The sequence below is a fragment of the Mycobacterium canetti CIPT 140010059 genome, assembly GCF_000253375.1.
GTDB lineage: Bacteria > Actinomycetota > Actinomycetes > Mycobacteriales > Mycobacteriaceae > Mycobacterium > Mycobacterium tuberculosis.
Genome location: NC_015848.1, coordinates 89201 through 113341 on the forward strand (window position 1 = coordinate 89201; position 24141 = coordinate 113341).

Below are 24141 nucleotides of genomic sequence, written 5' to 3' on the forward strand. Positions count from 1 at the left end.
GCGCGGCCTCGGCAAAATGGCTTGCGGACCGGGATCTGAGTTCCAGAACTGGGCGCAGGATTGGCTGGTCACCACTTGGCGGCGAGGCGTGTCCATTCCGCTGCCAGGTCGCGGTCCCGGTGGAAGCCGCGCAGGGTAATCAGCTCGATAGCTTTGCGCGCATCTTGGATATCTTGAGGCGATGCGGCGTCCACGAGCGCACGTAGATCACTGCGATCCTGGGGTCGCCGATCATCATCTCTCGCAAGAAGTTTCATCGCGATCAGATGCGCCGTTGTGGCCACCGGAGCGACTAGATCGGGCAAGATCTCGATCTCCTCGGCAGCCTCCGCAATCTCCGGTTCGATGCCACAGCTCGCGAAAAGGAGGTCCACCACAACATTCGCGGCAGTGTCTGCGGTTGCTCCGAGACGGACCGCTGCCAACCGTCTGGCCGCGTCCTGCTCTACCGACGCCAGGAGATGGTACTGCTGGGTAAGAAGTTGACGGACTAAAGATTCCGCGGCATCGTCGTTTGCCACCGCGACAACAATGTCCACGTCACGGGTGAAACGTGGTTCGGATCGCGCAGACACCGCGAAACCACCAACCAGCGCCCACCGCTGACGCAATCCGGTCAGGTCCTTGGCGACCCTACGGAGTGTCGACTCCACAGCGTTCATGTGAACCGTGTGGACGTCGGGCCTGCGCTGTCACCCTCCTCCGCCCCGGGACGCGTCATCCTCCACGCGTCGATAGCTGCTTCAATTTCAACAACGTCCGCATTGGGCCGTTCACGACCCAGCCTCATGCGCTGCATCTGCTCGCCAACCTCGTACATGTCCAGAGCGAGCCTCAGCTTCTGCGCAGCGACGGAAACTGCCACACTCAAAGCCTACTGGGCGCACGTGTGGCAACGAGTCGATCCACACGAAATGCCGCCGTTGGGCCGCGGACTAGCCGAATTTTCCGGGTGGTGACACAGCCCACATTTGGCATGGGACTTTCGGCCCTGTCCGCGTCCGTGTCGGCCAGACAAGCTTTGGGCATTGGCCACAATCGGGCCACAATCGAAAGCCGAGCAGGTGGAACCGAAACGCAGTCGCCTCGTCGTATGTGCACCCGAGCCATCGCACGCGCGGGAATTCCCGGATGTCGCCGTATTCTCCGGCGGCCGGGCTAACGCATCCCAGGCCGAACGGTTGGCTCGTGCCGTGGGTCGCGTGTTGGCCGATCGGGGCGTCACCGGGGGTGCTCGGGTGCGGCTGACCATGGCGAACTGCGCCGATGGGCCGACGCTGGTGCAGATAAACCTGCAGGTAGGTGACACCCCATTAAGGGCGCAGGCCGCCACCGCGGGCATCGATGATCTGCGACCCGCACTGATCAGACTGGATCGACAGATCGTGCGGGCGTCGGCACAGTGGTGCCCCCGGCCTTGGCCGGATCGGCCCCGCCGGCGATTGACCACGCTGGCCGAGGCGCTAGTCACCCGCCGCAAACCGGTCGTGCTAAGGCGCGCAACCCCGTTGCAGGCGATTGCCGCTATGGACGCCATGGACTACGACGTGCATTTGTTCACCGACGCCGAGACGGGGGAGGACGCTGTGGTCTATCGGGCTGGACCGTCGGGGCTGCGGCTGGCCCGCCAGCACCACGTATTTCCCCCAGGATGGTCACGTTGTCGCGCCCCAGCCGGGCCGCCGGTGCCGCTGATTGTGAATTCGCGTCCGACACCGGTTCTCACGGAGGCCGCCGCGGTGGACCGGGCGCGCGAACATGGACTGCCATTCCTGTTTTTCACCGACCAGGCCACCGGCCGCGGCCAGCTGCTCTACTCCCGCTACGACGGCAACCTCGGGTTGATCACCCCGACCGGTGACGGCGTTGCCGACGGTCTGGCATGAGCCCGGGCTCGCGGCGCGCCAGCCCGCAAAGCGCCCGGGAGGTGGTCGAGCTCGACCGTGACGAGGCGATGCGGTTGCTGGCCAGCGTTGACCATGGGCGTGTGGTGTTCACCCGCGCGGCGCTGCCGGCGATCCGTCCAGTCAATCACCTCGTGGTCGACGGTCGGGTGATCGTGCGCACCCGCCTGACGGCCAAGGTGTCCGTTGCGGTGCGATCGAGCGCCGATGCCGGTGTCGTGGTCGCCTACGAAGCCGACGACCTTGATCCGCGGCGGCGGACGGGGTGGAGTGTGGTGGTGACCGGACTGGCGATCAAGGTCACCGATCCCCAGCAGGTTGCTCGCTACGAGCGGCTGCTACACCCGTGGGTGAACATGGCGATGGACACCGTGATCGCGATCGAACCTGAGATCGTCACCGGCATCCGCATCGTTGCTGACTCGCGTACGCCGTAGCTCATTGGCTGCGGGCGGCCAGCATGCATGCGCACTATCTGATAAATTCTTCAACTCGTCAACCGATGTAACGCTGAAGCTCTCAGGAGACGCGGTGGAGTCCGAACCGCTGTACAAGCTCAAGGCGGAGTTCTTCAAAACCCTTGCGCATCCGGCGCGGATCAGGATTTTGGAGCTGCTGGTCGAGCGGGACCGTTCGGTCGGTGAGTTGCTGTCCTCGGACGTCGGCCTGGAGTCGTCGAACCTGTCCCAGCAGCTGGGTGTGCTACGCCGGGCGGGTGTTGTCGCGGCACGTCGTGACGGCAACGCGATGATCTATTCGATTGCCGCACCCGATATCGCCGAGCTGCTGGCGGTGGCACGCAAGGTGCTGGCCAGGGTGCTCAGCGACCGGGTGGCGGTGCTAGAGGACCTCCGCGCCGGCGGCTCGGCCACGTAACGCCATGGGTTGGGTTGCCAAGATTTTCCGTGTTGGCCGGGTGGTCGAGCCCGCGGCCCCCTTACCGGCGGCGATAGCCGAACCACCCGCCGGGGTACGGGGTTCGCTGCAGATCCGACATGTTGACGCGGGTTCGTGCAACGGGTGTGAGGTGGAGATTTCGGGCGCCTTTGGCCCGGTGTATGACGCGGAGCGGTTCGGGGCGCGGCTGGTCGCCTCGCCCCGACACGCCGATGCGTTGTTGGTGACCGGCGTGGTCACGCACAACATGGCCGGCCCACTGCGCAAGACCCTTGAGGCCACGCCGCGCCCGCGGGTGGTGATCGCGTGCGGGGATTGCGCGCTGAACCGGGGGGTGTTCGCCGACGCCTACGGCGTGGTCGGCGCGGTCGGCGAGGTGGTGCCCGTTGACGTCGAGATCGCCGGATGCCCGCCGACACCCGCGGCCATCATGGCGGCGCTGCGATCGGTGACCGGGAAATGACCGCTGCACCGACGGCCGGCGGGGCGGTCACCTCGGGCGTGGGTGTTGTCGGGGTCGGCGTGGGTTTGCTCGGCATGTTCGGACCCACGCGGGCGGCACACATCGGCTGGCTGCTTCCGCTGTCCGGCATCCACATCGAGCTCGACCGGCTGGGCGGATTCTTCATGGCGCTCACGGGCGCGGTAGCGGTTCCGGTCGGTTGTTACCTGATCGGCTACGCGCGCCGTGAGCACTTGGGTCGGGTCGCGGTGGCGGTGGTGCCACTGTTCGTCGCGGCGATGCTGTTGGTGCCGGCCGCGGGCTCGGTGACGACGTTTCTGTTGGCGTGGGAGTTGATGGCGATCGCCTCGCTGATCCTGGTGCTCTCCGAGCACACCCGCCCGCAGGTGCGAGCGGCGGGGCTGTGGTACGCCGTGATGACTCAGCTGGGGTTCATCGCGCTGCTGGTCGGGCTCGTGGTGTTGGCGGCGGCCGGGGGTTCCGACCGGTTCGCCGGCCTCGGGGCAGTCTCCGACGGGGTCCGCACTGTCGTGTTTGTGCTGACGCTGGCCGGATTTGGGTCGAAGGCGGGTCTGGTGCCATTGCACGCCTGGCTGCCGCGGGCCCATCCGGAGGCGCCGAGCCCGGTGTCGGCGTTGATGAGCGCGGCGATGGTTAACCTGGGCTGCTACGGCATCGCTCGAATCGATCTGCAGCTGCTCGGGCCGGGCCCACGTTGGTGGGGGCTTGCGCTGCTGGCCGTCGGTGGCACGTCCGCGCTGTATGGGGTGCTGCAGGCTTCGGTGGCCACCGACCTCAAACGGCTGTTGGCCTATTCGACGACCGAGAACATGGGCCTGATCACGCTAGCGCTCGGTGCCGCAACGCTGTTCGCGGACGCAGGCGCTTACGGTCCGGCGTCGATCGCCGTCGCCGCGGCGATGCTGCATCTGATCGCGCACGCGGCGTTTAAGAGCCTGGCATTTCTGGCGGCCGGATCGGTGCTGGCCGCGACCGGGCTGCGCGACCTGGACCTGCTCGGCGGACTGGCCCGCCGGATGCCCGCGACCACCGCATTTTTCGGGGTCGCCGCACTAGGCGCCTGCGGGCTGCCGCTGGGCGCCGGCTTTGTCGGCGAGTGGCTGTTGGTCCAGTCGTTGGTCCACGCCGCCCCCGGACATGACCCCGTCGTGGCGCTAACGACGCCGCTGGCGGTCGGTGTGGTCGCACTGGCCACCGGGCTGAGCGTGGCGGCGATGACCAAAGCGTTCGGGATCGGGTTTCTCGCCCGCCCCCGCTCCCTCCACGCGGAAGCGGCGCGTGAGGCGCCGGTCAGCATGCGCGCCGGCATGGCGATGGTGGCGGCCGCGTGCCTGGCCCTGGCGGTGGCACCGCTGCTGGTCGCGCCCGCTGTGCGGGGAGCGGCCGCGACGCTGCCCGCCGCGCGGTCGGTCGAGTTCACCGATCTGGGTGCGGTGGTGCGGTTGCCCGGGATGTCCGGGTCGATCGCGCCCGGGGTGATCGCCGGCGGCGTGCTCGCCGCGGCATTGGTGGTTGCCGTGCTGGCGCGGTGGCGTTGCCGCCGACGCCCGGCATCGGCCATCTTGCCGCTGTGGGCATGCGGCGCAGCCGAACTCACCGCGCGCATGCAATACACGGCCACGGCGTTTGCTGAGCCGTTGCAGCGGGTTTTCGACGACGTGCTGCGCCCGGACACCGACGTCGAGGTCACCCACACCGCCGAGTCGCGCTATATGGCCGAGCGGATCACCTACCGGACCGCGATCACCGACGCGATTGAACGGCGCCTGTACCCACCGGTGGTCGGCGCGGTGGCCGCCGCCGCGGGGCTGCTGCGGCGCGCCCACCCCGGCAGCGTGCACCTGTATCTGGCCTACGGCGCGCTGGGCGTACTGATCGTGCTGGTGGTGGCGAGGTGAACGTGATGTCCTACCTAGCGGGCGCCGCGCAAATCGGCGGGGTCATGGTGGGTGCGCCGCTGGTCATCGGTATGACGCGGCAGGTACGGGGACGCTGGGAAGGCCGGGCCGGCGCCGGCCTGCTGCAACCGTGGCGCGACCTGCTCAAACAGCTTGGCAAGCAACAGATCACACCGGCGGGGACGACGATCGTGTTCGCCGCCGCGCCGGTGATCGTCGCCGGGACAACGCTTTTGATCGCCGCGATCGCACCGCTGGTGGCCACCGGGTCACCCCTGGACCCCAGCGCCGACTTGTTTGCCGTGGTCGGGCTGCTATTCCTGGGCACCGTCGCACTGACCCTGGCCGGCATCGACACCGGCACCTCTTTCGGCGGCATGGGCGCCAGCCGCGAGATCACCATCGCCGCACTGGTCGAACCAACGATCCTGCTGGCGGTGTTCGCGCTGTCCATCCCCGCCGGATCGGCCAATCTCGGTGCGCTGGTGGCCAGTACGATCGACCACCCTGGCCACGTGGTGTCGCTGGCCGGCGTACTGGCCTTCGTGGCGTTGGTGATTGTCATCGTCGCCGAGACCGGGCGGCTGCCGGTGGACAACCCGGCCACCCACCTGGAATTGACGATGGTGCACGAGGCCATGGTCCTCGAGTACGCCGGCCCACGGCTGGCGCTGGTCGAATGGGCGGCCGGGATGCGGCTCACGGTGCTGCTGGCACTGCTGGCGAATCTGTTCCTGCCGTGGGGGATCGCCGGCGCCGCGCCCACCGCGCTTGACGTGCTGATCGGCGTGGTGGCGGTGGCGGCCAAGGTCGCGATTCTCGCGGTGCTGCTGGCGACGTTCGAGGTGTTCCTCGCCAAGCTGCGATTGTTCCGGGTCCCCGAGCTGCTGGCCGGCTCGTTTCTGCTGGCTCTGCTCGCGGTCACCGCCGCCAACTTCTTCACGGTGCAGGCGTGAAAGGCCAGCGATGAGTAACGCCAACTTCTCGATCCTGGTCGACTTCGCCGCGGGTGGGCTGGTGTTGGCGTCGGTGCTGATTGTCTGGCGCCGCGACCTGCGGGCTATTGTGCGGCTGCTGGCCTGGCAGGGTGTTGCGCTGGCGGCGATCCCACTGCTGCGCGGCATCCGCGACCACGATCGTGCGCTGATCGGCGTCGGCATCGCCGTGGTGGCGCTGCGCGCGCTGGTGTTGCCGTGGCTGCTGGCCCGCGCGGTGGGCGCCGAATCGGCCACGCAGCGGGAGGCCACCCCGCTGGTCAACACCGCCAGCTCGCTGCTGATTACCGCCGGGCTGACCCTCACCGCGTTCGCGATCACCCAGCCGGTGGTCACCCTGGAACCCGGCGTCACCACCAACGCGGTGCCGGCCGCGTTCGCGGTGGTGCTGATCGCGCTGCTCGTGATGACCACACGGCTGCACGCGATCTCGCAAGCCGCCGGATTCCTGATGCTAGACAACGGCATTGCCGCAACCGCATTCCTGCTCACCGCCGGGGTGCCACTGATCGTCGAACTCGGTGCCTCGCTGGACGTGCTGTTCGCGGTCATCGTGATCGGTGTGCTGACCGGCCGGCTGCGGCGCACCTTCGGCGATGCCGACCTGGACAAGCTGCGGGAGCTGCGGGACTGATGACCGGTTTGCTGCTCGCCGCGATCCTCGCACCGCTGGCCGCGTCCATCGCCGGCATGGTCGCCGGGTGGCGGCACACGACGGCGACGCTGACCGTGCTGTCCGCCGCGACGGTGCTGGCCTGCGCTGTGGTGATGGCGTTTCGGACGGGATCTGGGGCGCAGTTCGGGCTGGGCGGGCTGCTGCGCGCCGACGCGCTGACGGTGATCATGCTCGTCGTTATCGGGATCGTCGGCACGCTGGCCACCGCAGCGAGTATCGGTTACATCGATGCCGAGCTGGCCCACGGCCACATCGATGAGCGTGGCGCTCGGCTGTATGGGGTGCTAACGCCAGCGTTTCTTTGCGCGATGGTTCTTGCGGTGTGTGCCAACAACATTGGCGTTATTTGGGTGGCGATCGAGGCGACCACGGTGATCACCGCGTTCCTGGTGGGGCATCGCCGCACCCGCACCGCACTGGAAGCGACCTGGAAATACGTCGTGATCTGTTCGGTCGGGATCGCGATTGCCTTCTTGGGCACCGTGCTGCTGTACTTCGCCGCGCGGGATGCCGGCGCCGCTGACGCCAGCGCGCTGAACCTCGACATCCTGGCCGAACACGCCGCCGGCCTAGACCCCGGGGTCGCCCGACTGGCCGGCGGGCTGCTGCTGATCGGTTATGGCGCCAAGGCGGGCCTCTTCCCGTTTCACACCTGGCTGGCGGACGCGCACAGCCAGGCCCCCGCACCGGTGTCCGCACTGATGAGCGGGGTGCTGCTGGCGGTGGCCCTCTCGGTGTTGATTCGATTGCGGCCGATCATCGACGCCGCCACCGGACCCACCTACCTGCGCAACGGGCTTGTCGTGGTTGGGTTGGCGACGCTGCTGGTGGCGGTGCTGATGCTGACCGTCACCGGCGACGTCAAGCGGATGCTGGCCTACTCGTCGATGGAGAACATGGGCTTGATCGCGATCGCCGCGGCCGCCGGCACGACATTGGCGATCGCCGCGCTGCTGCTGCACGTGCTGGCCCACGGGATCGGCAAGACCGTGCTGTTTCTAGCCGGAGGCCAGCTGCAGGCCGCGCACGACTGCACCGCCGTCGCCGACATCACCGGCGTGCTGCGCCGGTCACGGCTGATCGGCGTGTCGTTTGCCACCGGAGTAATCGTGTTGCTCGGTCTGCCCCCATTCGCGATGTTCGCCAGCGAGCTGGCCATCGCGCGGTCACTGGCCCACGCACGGCTGGCCTGGGTGCTGGGTGCGGCGCTGCTGCTGATCGCGATCGGGTTCGCGGCTCTGGCACGCAATTCCGGACGCATCCTGCTCGGCACCCCGGCGGCGGGCGCGCCGGCGATCACCGTGCCGGCCACCGCGGCGGCGGCGTTGATCGCGGGCATCGTCGTCTCGGCGGCCCTCGGCATCACCGCGGGCCCCCTCACCGACCTGCTTGGCATTGCCGCCAGCAACGTGGGTCTACCGCGATGAGTGCCAGCTGGCTGCGCCACCGGGTATCCGAGCGCGGCCTGATAGCGACGGCCGAACAACTCTGGGCCGATTCGTTTCGCCTTGCCCTGGTCGCCGCCCACGACGACGGCGACCGGCTGCGTGTCGTATACCTGTTCCTGGCGGGCCGGCCGGATCGCCGCGTCGAGCTGGAATACGTGGTACCCGCCGATAATCCAGAGATCAGATCGCTGGCGTATATGTCGTTTCCGGCCGGCCGGTTCGAGCGGGAAATGGCGGACCTGTACGGAATCCGCCCCGTCGGGCATCCCAAACCCCGTCGGCTGGTCCGCCACGGGCACTGGCCCGAGTGGCATCCGATGCGCACCGATGCCGGGCCCACGCCCGAATTCACCGGTACCGGGGCTTTCCCGTTCCTGACCGTCGAAGGGCGTGGGGTATACGAGATCCCGGTCGGCCCGGTACACGCCGGCCTTATCGAACCCGGTCACTTCCGGTTCTCCGTCGCGGGCGAGACGATCGTGCGGCTGAAGGCGCGGCTCTGGTTCGTGCACCGCGGCATCGAGAAACTCTTCCACGGCCGCCTCGCCACCGGTGCGGCCGATCTCGCCGAACGCATCAGCGGCGACACGTCGGCCGCGCACGCGCTCGCGCACAGCCTGGCGATCGAAGACGCTCTTGGCATCGAGCTGCCCGACGAGGTCCACCGGCTGCGGGCCCTGATCGTCGAACTGGAACGGCTCTACAACCACGCCGCCGACCTCGGCGCCTTGGCCAACGATGTCGGCTACTCGGTCGCCAACGCTCACGCCCAACGGATCCGCGAAAAGCTGCTGCGGCTTAACGCCGCCGTCACCGGGCACCGGCTACTGCGCGGCGCCATCCGCCCGGGCGGGATTGCGCTGCGTACGCTGCCCGACACCGACGAACTACAAGCGCTCGCCGGTGATCTCGCCGAGATCGCCGCGCTGACGCTGGCCAACTCGGTTGTCTACGACCGCTTCGCCGGCACGGCCGTGTTGCACCCCGACGACGCCAGCGCGCTCGGCTGCCTGGGTTACGTTGCCCGCGCCAGCGGACTGCACACCGATGCCCGGGTCGAACACCCCACCACAGTGCTGCCCATCACCGAGATCGGCGCGCCTGACGGTGACGTCTTGGCCCGCTACACCGTGCGGCGCGACGAATTCGCCGCCTCTGCCGCTCTTGCTCAACACATTGTCGAATCACACACCGGTCCAATGGAATACACCTCCACGGTCCACCCAGTGGGCGCGCCCAGCAGCGGTGTTGGCATCGTCGAAGGTTGGCGCGGCACCATCGTGCACCGCGTTGAAATTGACGCCGCCGGCCGCATCACCCGGGCGAAAGTCGTCGATCCGTCCTGGTTCAACTGGCCCGCGCTGCCGGTGTCGATGGCCGACACCATCGTCCCCGACTTCCCGTTGGCCAACAAAAGCTTCAACCAGTCCTACGCGGGCAACGACCTGTAGCGGGAGAAGGCTCTTGGGGGTACCGGGTGGTCAAATTGGGTACTCCTGGGATACAACCGAAGGGAGACATGATGACTGTGACCGTTGTCGATGCCGGACCCGGCCGGGTGAGCCGTTCGGTGGAGGTGGCCGCGCCGGCGGCCGAGTTGTTCGCCATCGTTGCTGATCCCCGGAGTCACCGCGAGCTGGACGGATCGGGCACGGTTCGCGGCAACATCAAGGTACCGGCGAAATTAGTTGTTGGGTCGAGGTTTTCGACGAAGATGAAGTTGTTCGGACTACCGTATCGCATCACCAGCAGGGTGACCGCGCTCAAACCGAACGAATTGGTCGAGTGGAGCCACCCGCTGGGCCACCGGTGGAGATGGGAATTCGAATCGTTGTCACCGACACTGACCCGCGTCACCGAGACATTCGACTATCACGGCGCCGGTGCGATCAAGAACTACCTGAAGTTCTACGAGGTGACGGGTTTCGCGAAGTCCAATGCGGCGGGAATCGAGGCCACGTTGGCCAAGCTGAGCGATCAGTACGCCCGCGGTAGGCCATGACGCCAGGGGGTTCCAGGCCACCACGCCCGATACCCCGTGGCTCAGTTCAGTCGCGGATATCGGCGATGCGGGGGAGGACTTCGTCGCCCAGCAGATGCACACTGGCCCAGCCGGCATCGATCGGAAGTCCGCCCACGAGCGGGTTCATGACCACCTCACGTCTGCCGCGACGGATCTGGTGGATCAACTGCTCGGGGGTAAGGATCTCTACCTTGTTGAGCCGGCGTAGATCCGCAATCGAGGCAGCGGCGATCTCGTTGGGCCGCGGCACGCCGGCACGCTGCCACGCGCTGTATTCGGAGGCTTCGTTCATGATGAATTCGCCGTAGCTCGACCATGCTTGGTCCGGGTCGGCGTGCAGCAAGGTCACGGTGCTGCCGTTCTCGGGGTGGTAGACGAAGCCCGTCTTGCCGTTGCGAGCCAGCTCCTGGTGATACACCGCCTCGATCTCAGGCATGGCCATGGGCGGCGAGAATGGTAGTCCGAAGCGCGCTGCTCGCCGAGCCGCCACCGGCGTCATGCCGCCGATGAAAACCATCGGATGAGGCCGCGTGAGCGGTTTCGGTGTGACATTGATCGATCGGCCGTCGTATTCAAAGGGTTGATCGCTCCACGCTTTGAGCATCACCGAGAGGCAGTGGTTCATCAGGGCGCCGCGCTGTGACCAGTCCTTGCCGGCAGCGTGGTACTCCTCGGGCCGGTAGCCCATACCGGCCACGAAGCTGAACCGCCCACCGGTGAGGTTGTCCAGTACGGCGATATCCTCCGCGAGCCGAACCGGATCGTAGAGCGGGACGATCAATGCGTTGATGCTGATTCGCACGCTGCGCGTTCGCCCGGCGATAGCGGCGGCCAGAATTAGCGGCGAGGGAAGCCAGCCCGTCGCGGCCAAATGATGTTCTTCTCCGCTGACGGCGGTAAAGCCGCACCGATCGGCATACTCGGCCATGTCCAGTGCGGCCTGATAGCGGCCCGCGTGGCGTGCCGTGGGATCGGCGATGTTGGTCATGTTCAGCCGCAGCGCGCTGACCAAACTCATTGCGGTACGACCATGCTGCGCTTGCCGCGTGCGAACAGCGTTTCGCCGAGGAGTCGCTTGACCGAATCCAGCGTGGCGTCGTAGGCCTGCGGCGACAGGCTGGCCGCCTGCTCCGAAAGACCGCGCGTCAGCGCACAGACGGCTTCCACTGCGGCCTCTGCGCCGGTGTCGGCGGACAGCAACCCCTCTGCCCGGGCGTCCTCGACGATCTCGGTGACGACATCGCGCAGTGCCTTGGAACCGGGGTATTTGGGGGGGATCTCTTGGATGCTCGATTGTGAGTACCCGACCTCAGCAACACAGCGCATGGCTGCCATGATGATCCGCTGGCGGGTCTGCTCACCGTTGGGGCCTACCGGCCGGCCCAATTGCGACCCTGTCCGCGACGACGTGACGGTCATATCGCGCGGTGCGCGACGTCGGTCTGTTCGTCATCCACCGCGCACCTCCGCGGACGCCGAAAATAGTTGATCACTCGAATGTATTCGACCATGCGGATCCCGTTGCGAGTGAGTGGTCTTTAGTGATCACGCGACTCGCACCCCATCTCGGGGTTGTTCGCCGGCCGGGTGGCCGGTTGCCTTCCGTGCTTGATCGCCACCTGCCCGGCCAGGCCGGGTCTTAGGGTCGGCTGCACGCTTAACGGCGGCCCCAACTGGGCCGACGACGCTAACGGGTTCCTCGTAGCGTGCGAGGTTGATCGCGGCGCAATCGTCGCGTTGATGGGTGACCCCGCAGCCACCATCAGTGGGGTCACAGATCCACTTTCCGTCCCACCCGATGTCTTGCACATGCCCGCAGCCATGGCAGGCTTTCGACGACGTGAACGATCAACCGTGGAACGCTAACATCCACTACGACGCTCTGCTGGATGCCATGGTGCGGCCCGGTGCCCAGTGCGTGCTCGACGTCGGGTGCGGCGACGGGTTGCTGGCTGCCCGGCTGGCTCGGCGCATACCCTACGTCACGGCGGTGGACATCGATGCGCCCGTCCTGCAACGAGCACAGACCCGGTTCGCCAACGCGCCGATCCGCTGGCTGCACGCCGACATCATGACGGCTGAGCTGCCCAACGCGGGCTTCGACGCCGTGGTCTCCAATGCCGCCCTGCACCACATCGAGGACACTCGGACGGCGCTGAGCCGGCTCGGCGGGCTGGTAACTCCCGGTGGGACGCTGGCCGTGGTCACCTTCGTGAAGCCCTCGCTGCGAAACGGCTTATGGCACTTGACCAGCTGGGTTGCCTGCGGCATGGCCAATCGCGTCAAGGGCAAGTGGGAACATTCCGCTCCGATCAAGTGGCCGCCCCCGCAGACGTTGTATGAGCTACGCAGCCACGTTCGCGCCCTGCTGCCCGGGGCGCGTATCCGTCGGCTGCTGTACGGCCGGGTGCTCGTTACGTGGCGCGCACCCGTCTAATCGGGAGAACCCAATGGCGGCGGCCGATATGACCAAGTGCGCGTTAGCTTGCGAGATTGGCTGCCCGCATCCAATGATCGGCGGATACGGGTCGCAAACCACCTCAGACCGGCAGCTAAGGAGCGCAAGTGGCCAAGAACCAAAACCGCATCCGCAACCGGTGGGAGTTGATCACCTGTGGTCTCGGGGGACACGTCACCTACGCGCCGGACGACGCGGCACTTGCTGCGCGGCTGCGCGCCAGCACCGGGCTGGGCGAAGTATGGCGCTGCTTGCGCTGCGGCGATTTCGCGCTCGGTGGGCCGCAGGGGCGTGGTGCTCCCGAGGATGCGCCGTTGATTATGCGCGGCAAGGCGTTACGTCAGGCCAGCATCATTCGCGCGCTCGGGGTCGAACGGCTAGTCCGGGCGTTGGTGGTGGCGCTGGCCGCGTGGGCGGTGTGGGAGTTTCGCGGTGCGCGCGGAGCCATCCAGGCGACCCTGGATAGGGACTTGCCGGTGCTGCGTGCGGCCGGATTCAAGGTCGACCAGATGACGGTGATCCACGCTCTGGAGAAAGCGTTGGCCGCCAAACCGTCGACGTTGGCCCTGATCACGGGCATGCTGGCGGCCTACGCAGTGCTACAGGCCGTCGAGGGGGTCGGTTTGTGGCTGCTGAAGCGCTGGGGCGAGTACTTCGCGGTGGTGGCCACCTCAATTTTCCTGCCGTTGGAGATTCACGACCTGGCCAAGGGCATCACGACGACTAGGGTGGTGACTTTCAGCATCAATGTCGCCGCCGTTGGCTACCTGCTGATTTCTAAGCGGCTGTTCGGTGTGCGCGGCGGGCGCAAGGCCTACGATGCCGAACGGCGCGGCGAGCAGCTGCTTGACCTCGAGCGCGCCGCGATGCTCACCTGACCAGCCGAAATCCCACCTGTGTCGGGCTTGAAGCCGTGTCAAAGGTCACAAACGACCTTTTTCGCACTGTTTACTTCTGCGCGGCGCGCCCGTAAAGCCGCCCGGGTGAACTTAGATCAGGTGGCGCAATGTCGCCGGACCGACGAAGGACCGACGCTGTGTCAACACTGCCAACCTGGGTCAGCCAGAGCTCTACCGACCGCGGCGTGGTCGCGCCAATCACAGCGCGTGCCCGCGACGCACTGCACGCCGTGCTGCGCGCCAGGCGCCGCGGCCAGGCCGCTGGCTTACGCCTTATGTGCCGAGGCGCGGAGCGTTGTTGAGGTCAGGTCGGCGGCGAGGGCGTCGACCTGCTCGATACAATCGCGCGCGGTGCGAGGGAAGCCAGTCGGCGGTGACCGGCGATCGGAGATTAAGTTGCGACCGGACGGATGGCGGTGACGGTCGGCGTCATTTGTGCGATCCCGCAAGAGCTGGCGTACCTGCGCGGCGTCCTGGGTGATACGAAACGCCAACAGGTCGCGCAGATTGCCTTCGATACCGGCCAACTCGACGCGCACCGAGTCGTGTTGGCCGCGGCCGGCATGGGCAAAGTCAACACTGGCCTGACCGCAACGCTACTTGCCGACCGATTCCGTTGCCGCACCATCGTTTTCACCGGAGTGGCTGGCGGACTGGACCCCGAGCTGTGCATCGGTGACATTGTCATCGCCGATCGGGTCGTCCAGCACGATTTCGGTGTGCTCACCGATGAGCGGCTGCGCCCCTATCAACCTGGACACATTCCTTTCATCGAACCGACCGAGCGGCTGGGATACCCGGTTGATCCCGCGGTCATCGATCGGGTCAAACACCGCCTCGACGGGTTCACGCTGGCGCCGCTGTCTACCGCCGCGGGCGGTGGTGGCCGGTCGCCACGCATCTACTACGGCACCATCCTGACCGGTGACCAATACCTTCACTGCGAGCGCACCCGCAGCCGGCTGCACCACGAACTCGGCGGTCTAGCAGTCGAAATGGAGGGCGGCGCGGTGGCGCAAATCTGTGGGTCCTTCGATATCCCATGGCTGGTTATTCGCGCGCTCTCCGATCTTGCCGGAGCAGACTCGCGGGTGGACTTCAATCGGTTTGTTAGCGAGGTGGCGGCCAGTTCGGCCCGTATTCTGCTGCGCTTGCTGCCGGTGTTGACGGCCTGTTGAAGACGACTATCCGCCGGTGCGGTCACCGCATCGCGCGAGGTGAGTAATTTGGTCATGCCGCCGCCGATGTTGAGCGGAGGCCACGGGTCGGCCGGAAGTGAGGAGCCACGATGTCGGCGACGACGGCCGTGACCGGTGAACACCACGGGAGTGTGCAGCGGGTACAACTCAGGATCAGCGGGATGTCGTGCTCTGCGTGCGCCCGCCGGGTCGAGTCGACCCTCAACAAGCTGCCGGGGGTTCGGGCAGCTGTGAACTTCGGCACCCGGGTGGCAACCATCGACACCAGCGAGGCGGTCGACGCCGCCGCGCTGTGCCAGGCGGTCCGCCGGGCGGGCTATCAGGCCGATCTGTGCACGGATGACGCTCGGGGCGCGAGTGATCCGGACGCCGACCACGCTCGACAGCTGCTGATCCGGCTAGCGGTCGCGGCGGTGCTGTTTGTGCCCGTGGCCGATCTGTCGGTGATGTTTGGGGTCGTGCCTGCCACGCGCTTCACCGGCTGGCAGTGGGTGCTAAGCGGGCTGGCACTGCCGGTCGTGACCTGGGCGGCGTGGCCGTTTCACCGCGTCGCGATGCGCAACGCGCGCCACCACGCCGCCTCCATGGAGACGCTAATCTCGGTCGGTATCACGGCCGCCACGATCTGGTCGCTGTACACCGTCTTCGGCAATCACTCGTCCATAGAGCGCAGCGGCATATGGCGGGCGCTGCTGGGAAGCGATGCTATTTATTTCGAGGTCGCGGCGGGTGTCACGGTGTTCGTGCTGGTGGGGCGGTATTTCGAGGCGCGCGCCAAGTCGCAGGCGGGCAGTGCGCTGAGAGCCTTGGCGGCGCTGAGCGCCAAGGAAGTAGCCGTGCTGCTACCGGATGGGTCGGAGATGGTCATCCCGGCCGACGAACTCAAAGAACAGCAGCGCTTCGTGGTGCGTCCAGGGCAGATAGTCGCCGCCGACGGCCTCGCCGTCGACGGGTCGGCTGCGGTCGATATGAGCGCGATGACCGGCGAGGCCAAACCGACCCGGGTGCGTCCAGGGAGGCAGGTCATCGGCGGCACCACAGTGCTTGACGGCCGGCTGATCGTGGAGGCGGCCGCGGTGGGCGCCGACACCCAGTTCGCCGGCATGGTCCGCCTCGTTGAGCAAGCGCAGGCGCAAAAGGCCGACGCACAGCGACTAGCCGACCGGATCTCCTCGGTGTTTGTTCCCGCTGTGTTGGTTATCGCGGCACTAACCACAGCCGGATGGCTAATCGCCGGGGGACAACCCGACCGTGCCGTCTCGGCCGCACTCGCCGTGCTTGTCATCGCCTGCCCGTGTGCCCTGGGGCTGGCGACTCCGACCGCGATGATGGTGGCCTCTGGTCGCGGTGCCCAGCTCGGAATATTTCTGAAGGGCTACAAATCGTTGGAGGCCACTCGCGCGGTGGACACCGTCGTCTTCGACAAGACCGGCACCCTGACGACGGGCCGGCTGCAGGTCAGTGCGGTGACCGCGGCACCGGGCTGGGAGGCCGACCAGGTGCTCGCCTTGGCCGCGACCGTGGAAGCCGCGTCCGAGCACTCGGTGGCGCTCGCGATCGCTGCGGCAACGACTCGGCGAGACGCGGTCACCGACTTTCGCGCCATACCCGGCCGCGGCGTCAGCGGCACCGTGTGCGGGCGGGCGGTACGGGTGGGCAAACCGTCATGGATCGGGTCCTCGTCGTGCCACCCCAACATGCGCGCGGCCCGGCGCCACGCCGAATCGCTGGGTGAGACGGCCGTATTCGTCGAGGTCGACGGCGAACCATGCGGGGTCATCGCGGTCGCCGACGCCGTCAAGGACTCGGCGCGAGACGCCGTGGCCGCCCTGGCCGATCGTGGCCTGCGCACCATGCTGTTGACCGGTGACAATCCCGAATCGGCGGCGGCCGTGGCTACTCGCGTCGGCATCGACGAGGTGATCGCCGACATCCTGCCGGAAGGCAAGGTCGATGTCATTGAGCAGCTACGCGACCGCGGACATGTCGTCGCCATGGTCGGTGACGGCATCAATGACGGACCCGCACTGGCCCGTGCCGATCTAGGCATGGCCATCGGGCGCGGCACGGACGTCGCGATCGGTGCCGCCGACATCATCTTGGTCCGCGACCACCTCGACGTTGTACCCCTTGCGCTTGACCTGGCAAGGGCCACGATGCGCACCGTCAAACTCAACATGGTCTGGGCATTCGGATACAACATCGCCGCGATTCCCGTCGCCGCTGCCGGACTGCTCAACCCCCTGGTGGCCGGTGCGGCCATGGCGTTCTCGTCGTTCTTCGTGGTCTCAAACAGCTTGCGGTTGCGTAAGTTTGGGCGATACCAGCTAGGCCGCCGAACCGTCGGTGGGCCACAAATGACCGCGCCGGCGTCCGCGTGATGCGTTGTCGGGCAACACGATATCGGGCTCAGCGGCGACCGCATCCGGTCCCGGCCGAGGACCAGAGGCGCTTCGCCACACCATGATTGCCAGGACCGCGCCGATCACCACCGGCAGATGAGTCAAAATCCGCGTGGTGCTGACCGCGGCGGACAGCGCATCCACAATCACATAGCCGGTCAGTATGGCGACGAACGCCGTCAGAACACCGGCCAGGCCGGCGGCGGCGCTCGGCCATAGCGCCGCGCCCACCATGATCGCACCGAGCGCAATCGACCACGACGTGGACTCGTTGAGCAAGTGGTTGCCGGCACCTGGTGCGTGCTGGTGGGTCAGGCCGACGTTTAGGCCAATCCCCTGCACGGTGCCCAGGGCGGCCTGCGCGATGCCCACGCACAGCAACGCCCAACGTCGCCAGGTCATCGGTGAATGTTGCTGCAGCGACGGCCGGCGGATCCCGAGGCGCCCAACAGGCGTGACAACCGGGCGGGATTCGGCGAGCCGACGCAGATCACCAGCCTGGCTGGCCACCTGGCTAAACCATGCGCGACAGGCGCTGCACTCGCCCAGGTGTTCATCGACTCTCGCCGAGGGCACCGGTGCACGCTCGCCGTCGAGTCGAGCCGACAGCGCTTCGCGCGCGACCTCGCAATCCATGCCTTTAATAGTCGCGCAATGCCGACGGATTGCTCCAGCGGGCTCGGACCACATCGCCGCGGGCACACCCTGCGGCATTGCAAAACGGTCGATGCGTGGTGGTGAAAGCTCCCGGCCGTTGTGGCTTGTGCGAGCATGGTGGCCCGGGTGGCGCGTGAGTGCCGCGGGGCTCGGGTTCAGGGGTCAATCGGGTTTGTCGTCGTCGTCGCGTAGCAGCTTCTCAGGGTGGTGGAAGGTGTTGGTGCGGGGTTGGCCGTGGTCGAGGTGCGCGGGTGGTAGCCATTCGGTGTCGCCTTTGGTGTTTTTGCGGGTGATCCAGCCTTTTTCGGCGAGTCGGTTGTCGGGGCCGCAGGCCAGGGTCAGGTCGGTGATGTCGGTGCGACGAGTGCTGGCCCAACCTTGCACGTGGTGGGCCTGGCTGTGGTAGGCCGGTGCATCGCAACCGGGTTTGGTGCAGCCCCGGTCCCTGGCGAACAGCATGATCCGCTGCGCGGGGGAGGCTAGTCGTTTGGTGTGATACAGCGCCAACGGTGTGCCGTGGTCGAAGATGGCGAGGTAGTGGTGGGCGTGGCTGGCCATACGAATCACATCGGCCATCGGCAATAGCGAGCCGCCGCCGGTGAAGCCCTTGCCCGCGGCGTTTTGCAGGTCGGTCAGGGTGGTGGTGACCACGATCGAGACGGGAAGCCCGTTGTGTTGGCCCAGTTTCCCGGAGGCGATCAGCGCGCGCAGCCCGGCCAGCAGCCCGTCGTGGTTGCGTTGGGCTTGGCTGCGGGTGTCGCGGTCGATGGCGGCCGCATCGGGGGTGGTGTCGATGACCGGGGTGTGGTCGTCGGGGTTGCACATCCCGGGGGCGGCCAGTTTGGCTAGCACGGCTTCAAAGGTGGCGCGCGCTTCGGGGGTCAGGTAGCCACTTAGCCGTGACATGCCGTCGTATTCCTGGTTGCCCAGGGTGATGCCGCGTTTGCGGGCGCGTTCGGTGTCGGTGAAGTCGCCGTCGGGGTGTAGCCAGTCCATGACCCGCTGGGCGTATTTGGCCAACTCGTCAGGACGATAGCCACGCGCCTTGCCGGCCAGGTCGGCTTCGGCGGCCTCTCGGGTGGACACATCCACCTCGGCGGGCAGGTGGGCGAAAAAGGCGCGGATCACTTTGATGTGCGCCTCGCCGATCAGGCCCTGGCGTTGGGCGGTGGCGGTGGCGGTCAACTGTGGGGCTAGCGGTTCACCGGTGAGTGCCCGACGAGGCCCGAGATCGGCGGCCTCGGCGATGCGCCGGGCGGCGTCGGGCTTGGTGATGCGTAACCGGTTGGCCAGCGCGCAGCACAGCGTGGCGCCCAGTTCTTCCTCGCCGGCTTGGGCGTCGAGTTGGTTGATCAACGCGTGCCCGACCGCCGGTAGCCGGCGCGCCAGGCGTTCCAGGCGTTCCAACATCGCTAGCCGTTCCGGGGTGGTCAGCACCTCAAAGGACACCTCGTCCAAGCGGTCCAGCTCGGCATCCAGCGCGTCGAAGACCTCGACAAGCTCCTCCCGGCTATTCGCTAACATGTTCGAATCATAACGCCGGGCACTGACAAAGAGCGCCCCGATGATAAGCGCGAAACTGAAGTGACACAAGGGATTTACCCAGATCCTACGAGTTGATACGGGAAGGTACCGCACCATTCCTGGGCACGATGGGAACTTTCTGCCCGTTATGGCCGACTAACACCGCGGGTAAGGCAAAGCGCTGCCTAGGTGAGGAGGTGAGTCCTGGCGGCCACGATATGGATGGCTATACCTCCGGAGGTGCACTCGGGCCTGTTGAGCGCCGGGTGCGGTCCGGGATCATTGCTTGTCGCCGCGCAGCAGTGGCAAGAACTTAGTGACCAATACGCACGCGCATGTGCCGAGTTGAGCCAGTTGATGGTCGAGGTTCAGGCCAGCAGCTGGCAGGGAACCGGCGCCACCCAGTACGTGGCTGCCCATGGCCCCTATCTGGCCTGGCTTGAGCAAACCGCGATCAATAGCGCCGTCACCGCCGCACAGCACGTAGCCGCCGCCGCTGCCTACTGCAGCGCCCTGGCCGCGATGCCCACCCCAGCAGAGCTGGCCGCCAACCACGCCATTCATGGCGTTCTGATCGCCACCAACTTCTTCGGGATCAACACCGTTCCGATCGCGCTCAACGAAGCCGATTACGTCCGCATGTGGCTGCAAGCCGCCGACACCATGGCGGCCTACCAGGCCGTCGCCGATGCGGCGACGGTGGCCGTACCGTCCACCCAACCGGCGCCACCTATCCGCGCGCCCGGCCGCGATGCCGCAGATACCCGGCTAAACGTATTGAGTTCAATTGGTCAGCTCATCCGGGATATCTTGGATTTTATTGCCAACCCGTACAAGTATTTTCTGGAGTTTTTCGAGCAATTCGGCTTCAGCCCGGCCATAACGGTTGTCCTTGCCCTTGTTGCCCTGCAGCTGTACGACTTTCTTTGGTATCCCTATTACGCCTCGTACGGCCTGCTCCTGCTTCCGTTCTTCACTCCCACCTTGAGCGCGTTGACCGCCCTAAGCGCGCTGATCCATTTGCTGAACCTGCCCCCGGCTGGACTGCTTCCTATCGCCGCAGCACTCGGTCCCGGCGACCAATGGGGCGCAAACTTGGCTGTGGCTGTCACGTCGGCCACGGCGGCCGTGCCCGGCGGAAGCCCGCCCACCAGCAACCCCGCGCCCGCCGCTCCCAGCTCGAACTCGGTTGGCAGCGCTTCGGCCCCACCCGGCATCAGCTATGCCGTGCCCGGCCTGGCGCCACCCGGGGTTAGCTCTGGCCCTAAAGCCGGCACCAAATCACCTGACTCCGCCGCCGACACCCTTGCAACCGCGGGCGCAGCACGACCGGGCCTCGCCCGAGCCCACCGAAGAAAGCGCAGCGAAAGCGGCGTCGGGATACGCGGTTACCGCGACGAATTCTTGGACGCGACCGCCACGGTGGACGCCGCTACGGATGTGCCCGCTCCCGCCAACGCGGCTGGCAGTCAAGGTGCCGGCACTCTCGGCTTTGCCGGTACCGCACCGACAACCAGCGGCGCCGCGGCCGGAATGGTTCAACTGTCGTCGCACAGCACAAGCACTACAGTCCCGTTGCTGCCCACTACCTGGACAACCGACACCGAACAATGAAGAAGGAGAAGAGAACCGATGACGCTTAAGGTCAAAGGCGAGGGACTCGGTGCGCAGGTCACAGGGGTCGATCCCAAGAATCTGGACGATATAACCACCGACGAGATCCGGGATATCGTTTACACGAACAAGCTCGTTGTGCTAAAAGACGTCCATCCGTCTCCGCGGGAGTTCATCAAACTCGGCAGGATAATTGGACAAATCGTTCCGTATTACGAACCCATGTACCATCACGAAGACCACCCGGAGATCTTTGTCTCCTCCACTGAGGAAGGTCAGGGGGTCCCAAAAACCGGCGCGTTCTGGCATATCGACTATATGTTTATGCCGGAACCTTTCGCGTTTTCCATGGTGCTGCCGCTGGCGGTGCCTGGACACGACCGCGGGACCTATTTCATCGATCTCGCCAGGGTCTGGCAGTCGCTGCCCGCCGCCAAGCGAGACCCGGCCCGCGGAACCGTCAGCACCCACGACCCTCGACGCCACATCAAGATCCGACCCAGCGACGTCTACCGGCCCATCGGAGAGGTATGGGACGAGATCAACCGGACCACGCCCCCAATAAAGTGGCCTACGGTCATCCGGCACCCAAAGACCGGCCAAGAGATCCTCTACATCTGCGCGACGGGCACCACCAAGATCGAGGACAAGGACGGCAATCCGGTTGATCCGGAGGTGCTGCAAGAACTCATGGCCGCGACTGGACAGCTCGATCCTGAGTACCAGTCGCCGTTCATACATACTCAGCACTACCAGGTTGGCGATATTATCTTGTGGGACAACCGGGTTCTCATGCACCGAGCGAAGCACGGCAGTGCCGCGGGCACTCTGACGACCTACCGCCTGACCATGCTTGATGGCCTCAAGACGCCGGGATACGCGGCATGAGCCACACCGACTTGACGCCCTGCACACGGGTGCTGGCATCCAGCGGCACGGTTCCGATCGCAGAGGAACTGCTGGCCAGAGTGCTCGAGCCCTACTCCTGCAAAGGATGTCGCTACCTCATCGACGCACAGTACAGCGCCACCGAGGATTCGGTTCTTGCCTATGGCAACTTCACGATCGGTGAGTCCGCCTACATTCGAAGCACGGGGCACTTCAACGCGGTCGAACTGATTCTGTGTTTCAATCAGCTCGCCTACAGCGCCTTCGCTCCGGCCGTCCTCAACGAGGAAATCCGGGTGCTTCGCGGCTGGTCGATCGACGACTACTGCCAACACCAGCTCTCTAGCATGCTGATCAGGAAGGCATCATCGCGGTTCAGAAAACCGCTGAACCCGCAAAAGTTCTCTGCCCGCCTCCTGTGTCGAGATCTGCGGGTCATCGAACGAACCTGGCGCTATCTCAAGGTCCCGTGCGTCATCGAGTTCTGGGACGAGAACGGCGGGGCGGCGTCCGGTGAGATCGAACTAGCGGCCCTCAACATTCCGTAATCCAATGGGAGGAAAGAAGTTTCAAGCTATGCCTCAGTTACCGTCTACCGTGCTGGACCGGGTGTTCGAGCAGGCACGGCAGCGGCCGGAAGCAATCGCCTTGCGTCGCTGCGACGGCACCAGCGCACTGCGGTACCGTGAACTCGTCGCCGAAGTTGGTGGCCTTGCCGCGGCTTTGCGTGCCCAGTCGGTTACCCGGGGTTCTAGGGTGCTGGTCATTTCGGACAATGGACCCGAGACGTACCTGTCGGTGCTGGCGTGTGCAAAGCTCGGGGCGATCGCCGTGATGGCCGACGGCAATCTTCCGATCGCAGCCATCGAACGATTCTGTCAGATCACCGACCCCGCAGCGGCTCTCGTCGCACCAGGGAGCAAGATGGCATCTTCCGCCGTTCCCGAGGCGCTGCACTCAATACCGGTGATCGCGGTCGACATAGCCGCTGTTACACGGGAATCCGAGCATTCCTTGGATGCAGCCAGCCTCGCCGGGAACGCGGACCAGGGGAGCGAGGATCCGCTGGCGATGATCTTCACCAGCGGTACCACGGGCGAGCCCAAGGCCGTGCTACTGGCCAACCGCACCTTCTTCGCCGTCCCGGACATCTTGCAGAAAGAGGGTTTGAACTGGATCACTTGGGTCGTTGGTGAAACCACCTACTCGCCGCTGCCGGCGACGCACATCGGTGGACTGTGGTGGATACTTACCTGCCTGATGCACGGCGGGTTGTGTGTCACCGGCGGCGAGAATACGACATCGCTGCTGGAGATTCTCACCACGAACGCAGTGGCGACGACGTGCCTAGTGCCAACGCTTCTTTCGAAGCTGGTTTCCGAACTGAAGTCCGCCAACGCGACGGTTCCCTCGCTGCGCCTAGTTGGATACGGTGGTTCGCGGGCGATCGCGGCCGATGTTCGGTTTATCGAAGCTACCGGCGTGCGCACCGCACAGGTCTACGGATTGAGCGAGACCGGTTGCACGGCTTTGTGTTTGCCGACCGATGACGGCTCGATCGCCAAGATCGAAGCAGGTGCTGTTGGCCGTCCGTACCCTGGCGTGGACGTATATCTGGCCGCTACCAATGGCATCGGCCCTACCGCCCCCGGCGCCGGCCCGTCCGCCTCGTTCGGCACGCTATGGATTAAGTCACCCGCCAACATGCTGGGCTACTGGAACAATCCGGAACGCACCGCAGAGGTGCTGATTGACGGCTGGGTGAACACCGGTGACCTGCTGGAGCGCCGCGAGGACGGCTACTTCTACATCAAGGGAAGATCCTCGGAGATGATCATCTGTGGTGGCGTGAACATTGCGCCCGACGAGGTCGATCGCATCGCGGAGGGCGTGCCGGGCGTCCGCGAGGCCGCGTGCTACGAGATTCCTGACGAGGAGTTCGGTGCGCTGGTGGGCCTGGCCGTGGTCGCATCGGCAGAGCTTGACGAGTCGGCAGCCCGGGCGCTCAAGCACACGATTTCGGCTCGTTTTCGACGGGAGTCCGAGCCGATGGCGCGGCCGTCGATAATCGAGATCGTCACCGACATTCCACGAACGCAGTCCGGCAAGGTCATGCGGGCCTCGCTTGCAGCGGCGACAACAGCAGACAAGGCCAGAGTGGTCGTTCGTGGCTGA

The 24141-nt window shown here is 66.0% G+C and carries 24 protein-coding genes and 1 pseudogene; 18 read left to right on the top strand and 7 right to left on the bottom strand.

Annotation, left to right across the window (positions count from 1 at the left end):
* Positions 1–68 precede the first annotated feature (68 nt).
* Complete coding sequence (locus tag MCAN_RS00440) at positions 69–662, bottom strand: nucleotidyl transferase AbiEii/AbiGii toxin family protein (protein ID WP_003400645.1); 594 nt, start codon at positions 660–662, stop codon at positions 69–71.
* Positions 659–865 carry a hypothetical protein gene (locus MCAN_RS00445; RefSeq protein ID WP_003400649.1) on the bottom strand — a complete coding sequence of 69 codons (207 nt, stop codon included), beginning with the start codon at positions 863–865 and terminating at the stop codon, positions 659–661. Before MCAN_RS00445 ends, MCAN_RS00440 begins: the two co-directional genes overlap by 4 nt.
* A 199-nt stretch (positions 866–1064) precedes the next feature.
* On the opposite strand from MCAN_RS00445, the gene MCAN_RS00450 reads away from it, so the two are divergent.
* The 10 genes from MCAN_RS00450 to MCAN_RS00495 all read left to right on the top strand — a co-directional run bounded on the left by MCAN_RS00450 (position 1065) and on the right by MCAN_RS00495 (position 10304).
* The gene (locus MCAN_RS00450) at positions 1065–1886 is read left to right on the top strand and encodes a dormancy-associated translation inhibitor (RefSeq protein WP_014000021.1); all 822 of its coding nucleotides are present in this window, start codon (positions 1065–1067) and stop codon (positions 1884–1886) included.
* Positions 1883–2341 (top strand): pyridoxamine 5'-phosphate oxidase family protein, encoded by a 459-nt coding sequence (locus tag MCAN_RS00455; protein ID WP_014000022.1) that lies wholly within the window; start codon positions 1883–1885, stop codon positions 2339–2341. Before MCAN_RS00450 ends, MCAN_RS00455 begins: the two co-directional genes overlap by 4 nt.
* A 94-nt stretch (positions 2342–2435) precedes the next feature.
* Positions 2436–2780 carry a lsr2/espR transcriptional regulator gene (locus MCAN_RS00460; RefSeq protein ID WP_003400657.1) on the top strand — a complete coding sequence of 115 codons (345 nt, stop codon included), beginning with the start codon at positions 2436–2438 and terminating at the stop codon, positions 2778–2780.
* Between the two features lie 4 nt (positions 2781–2784).
* A complete protein-coding gene (locus MCAN_RS00465) occupies positions 2785–3264 on the top strand; it encodes an NADH-quinone oxidoreductase subunit B family protein (RefSeq protein WP_003400658.1) in 480 nt (159 codons plus the stop codon).
* A complete protein-coding gene (locus MCAN_RS00470; protein ID WP_014000023.1) occupies positions 3261–5183 on the top strand; it encodes a proton-conducting transporter transmembrane domain-containing protein in 1923 nt (640 codons plus the stop codon). Before MCAN_RS00465 ends, MCAN_RS00470 begins: the two co-directional genes overlap by 4 nt.
* Positions 5184–5188: 5 nt before the next feature.
* Positions 5189–6139, top strand: coding sequence for a respiratory chain complex I subunit 1 family protein (locus MCAN_RS00475; RefSeq protein WP_014000024.1), 951 nt, complete (start codon positions 5189–5191; stop codon positions 6137–6139).
* A 10-nt stretch (positions 6140–6149) separates the two neighbouring features.
* On the top strand, positions 6150–6812 hold the full coding sequence (locus MCAN_RS00480) for a hypothetical protein (protein WP_014000025.1): 663 nt from the start codon (positions 6150–6152) through the stop codon (positions 6810–6812).
* A complete protein-coding gene (locus MCAN_RS00485) occupies positions 6812–8281 on the top strand; it encodes a proton-conducting transporter transmembrane domain-containing protein (RefSeq protein WP_014000026.1) in 1470 nt (489 codons plus the stop codon). The genes MCAN_RS00480 and MCAN_RS00485 overlap by 1 nt, the downstream gene beginning before the upstream one ends.
* Positions 8278–9753 (top strand): hydrogenase large subunit, encoded by a 1476-nt coding sequence (locus MCAN_RS00490; RefSeq protein WP_014000027.1) that lies wholly within the window; start codon positions 8278–8280, stop codon positions 9751–9753. The genes MCAN_RS00485 and MCAN_RS00490 overlap by 4 nt, the downstream gene beginning before the upstream one ends.
* A 71-nt stretch (positions 9754–9824) precedes the next feature.
* A complete protein-coding gene (locus MCAN_RS00495; RefSeq protein ID WP_015287755.1) occupies positions 9825–10304 on the top strand; it encodes an SRPBCC family protein in 480 nt (159 codons plus the stop codon).
* A 46-nt stretch (positions 10305–10350) separates the two neighbouring features.
* Here MCAN_RS00495 and MCAN_RS00500 read toward each other — a convergent pair whose 3' ends face one another.
* The 3 genes and pseudogenes from MCAN_RS00500 to MCAN_RS20865 form a co-directional block, all read right to left on the bottom strand.
* Entirely contained in the window at positions 10351–11343 is a 993-nt protein-coding gene (locus MCAN_RS00500; RefSeq protein WP_014000028.1) for an LLM class flavin-dependent oxidoreductase, read from the bottom strand.
* On the bottom strand, positions 11340–11744 hold the full coding sequence (locus MCAN_RS00505; RefSeq protein ID WP_014000029.1) for a hypothetical protein: 405 nt from the start codon (positions 11742–11744) through the stop codon (positions 11340–11342). The genes MCAN_RS00500 and MCAN_RS00505 overlap by 4 nt, the downstream gene beginning before the upstream one ends.
* A gap of 126 nt (positions 11745–11870) precedes the next feature.
* A pseudogene (locus MCAN_RS20865) lies at positions 11871–12170 on the bottom strand (IS607 family element RNA-guided endonuclease TnpB); the annotation flags it as partial.
* On the opposite strand from MCAN_RS20865, the gene MCAN_RS00510 reads away from it, so the two are divergent.
* The 4 genes from MCAN_RS00510 (at position 12124) to MCAN_RS00525 (ending at position 17262) form a co-directional block, all read left to right on the top strand.
* Positions 12124–12762 carry a class I SAM-dependent methyltransferase gene (locus MCAN_RS00510; RefSeq protein ID WP_044079622.1) on the top strand — a complete coding sequence of 213 codons (639 nt, stop codon included), beginning with the start codon at positions 12124–12126 and terminating at the stop codon, positions 12760–12762. The pseudogene MCAN_RS20865 and the gene MCAN_RS00510 sit on opposite strands and share 47 nt — an antisense overlap.
* 128 nt (positions 12763–12890) lie before the next feature.
* On the top strand, positions 12891–13661 hold the full coding sequence (locus MCAN_RS00515) for a DUF2127 domain-containing protein (RefSeq protein WP_014000032.1): 771 nt from the start codon (positions 12891–12893) through the stop codon (positions 13659–13661).
* A gap of 431 nt (positions 13662–14092) precedes the next feature.
* On the top strand, positions 14093–14860 hold the full coding sequence (locus MCAN_RS00520) for a 5'-methylthioadenosine/adenosylhomocysteine nucleosidase (protein WP_014000033.1): 768 nt from the start codon (positions 14093–14095) through the stop codon (positions 14858–14860).
* A 110-nt stretch (positions 14861–14970) separates the two neighbouring features.
* Entirely contained in the window at positions 14971–17262 is a 2292-nt protein-coding gene (locus MCAN_RS00525) for a heavy metal translocating P-type ATPase (protein ID WP_014000034.1), read from the top strand.
* Here the strand turns inward: MCAN_RS00525 and MCAN_RS00530 are convergent.
* On the bottom strand, positions 17209–17919 hold the full coding sequence (locus MCAN_RS00530) for a zf-HC2 domain-containing protein (protein WP_015287759.1): 711 nt from the start codon (positions 17917–17919) through the stop codon (positions 17209–17211). The two genes, MCAN_RS00525 and MCAN_RS00530, sit on opposite strands and share 54 nt — an antisense overlap.
* 183 nt (positions 17920–18102) lie before the next feature.
* A complete protein-coding gene (locus MCAN_RS00535; protein ID WP_041180200.1) occupies positions 18103–19464 on the bottom strand; it encodes an HNH endonuclease signature motif containing protein in 1362 nt (453 codons plus the stop codon).
* Between the two features lie 222 nt (positions 19465–19686).
* On the opposite strand from MCAN_RS00535, the gene MCAN_RS00540 reads away from it, so the two are divergent.
* Genes MCAN_RS00540 through fadD10 form a run of 4 tightly spaced genes read left to right on the top strand, consistent with a single transcriptional unit; the run spans position 19687 to position 24141 of the window.
* Positions 19687–21078 carry a PPE family protein gene (locus MCAN_RS00540; RefSeq protein WP_014000037.1) on the top strand — a complete coding sequence of 464 codons (1392 nt, stop codon included), beginning with the start codon at positions 19687–19689 and terminating at the stop codon, positions 21076–21078.
* Between the two features lie 18 nt (positions 21079–21096).
* The gene (gene scoE / locus MCAN_RS00545) at positions 21097–21966 is read left to right on the top strand and encodes a (3R)-3-[(carboxymethyl)amino]fatty acid oxygenase/decarboxylase (protein WP_003400786.1); all 870 of its coding nucleotides are present in this window, start codon (positions 21097–21099) and stop codon (positions 21964–21966) included.
* Positions 21963–22514 carry a fatty acyl CoA thioesterase FcoT gene (gene fcoT, locus MCAN_RS00550; protein ID WP_014000038.1) on the top strand — a complete coding sequence of 184 codons (552 nt, stop codon included), beginning with the start codon at positions 21963–21965 and terminating at the stop codon, positions 22512–22514. The genes scoE and fcoT overlap by 4 nt, the downstream gene beginning before the upstream one ends.
* A 28-nt stretch (positions 22515–22542) precedes the next feature.
* On the top strand, positions 22543–24141 hold the full coding sequence (gene fadD10, locus MCAN_RS00555) for a fatty acid--CoA ligase FadD10 (protein WP_041179996.1): 1599 nt from the start codon (positions 22543–22545) through the stop codon (positions 24139–24141).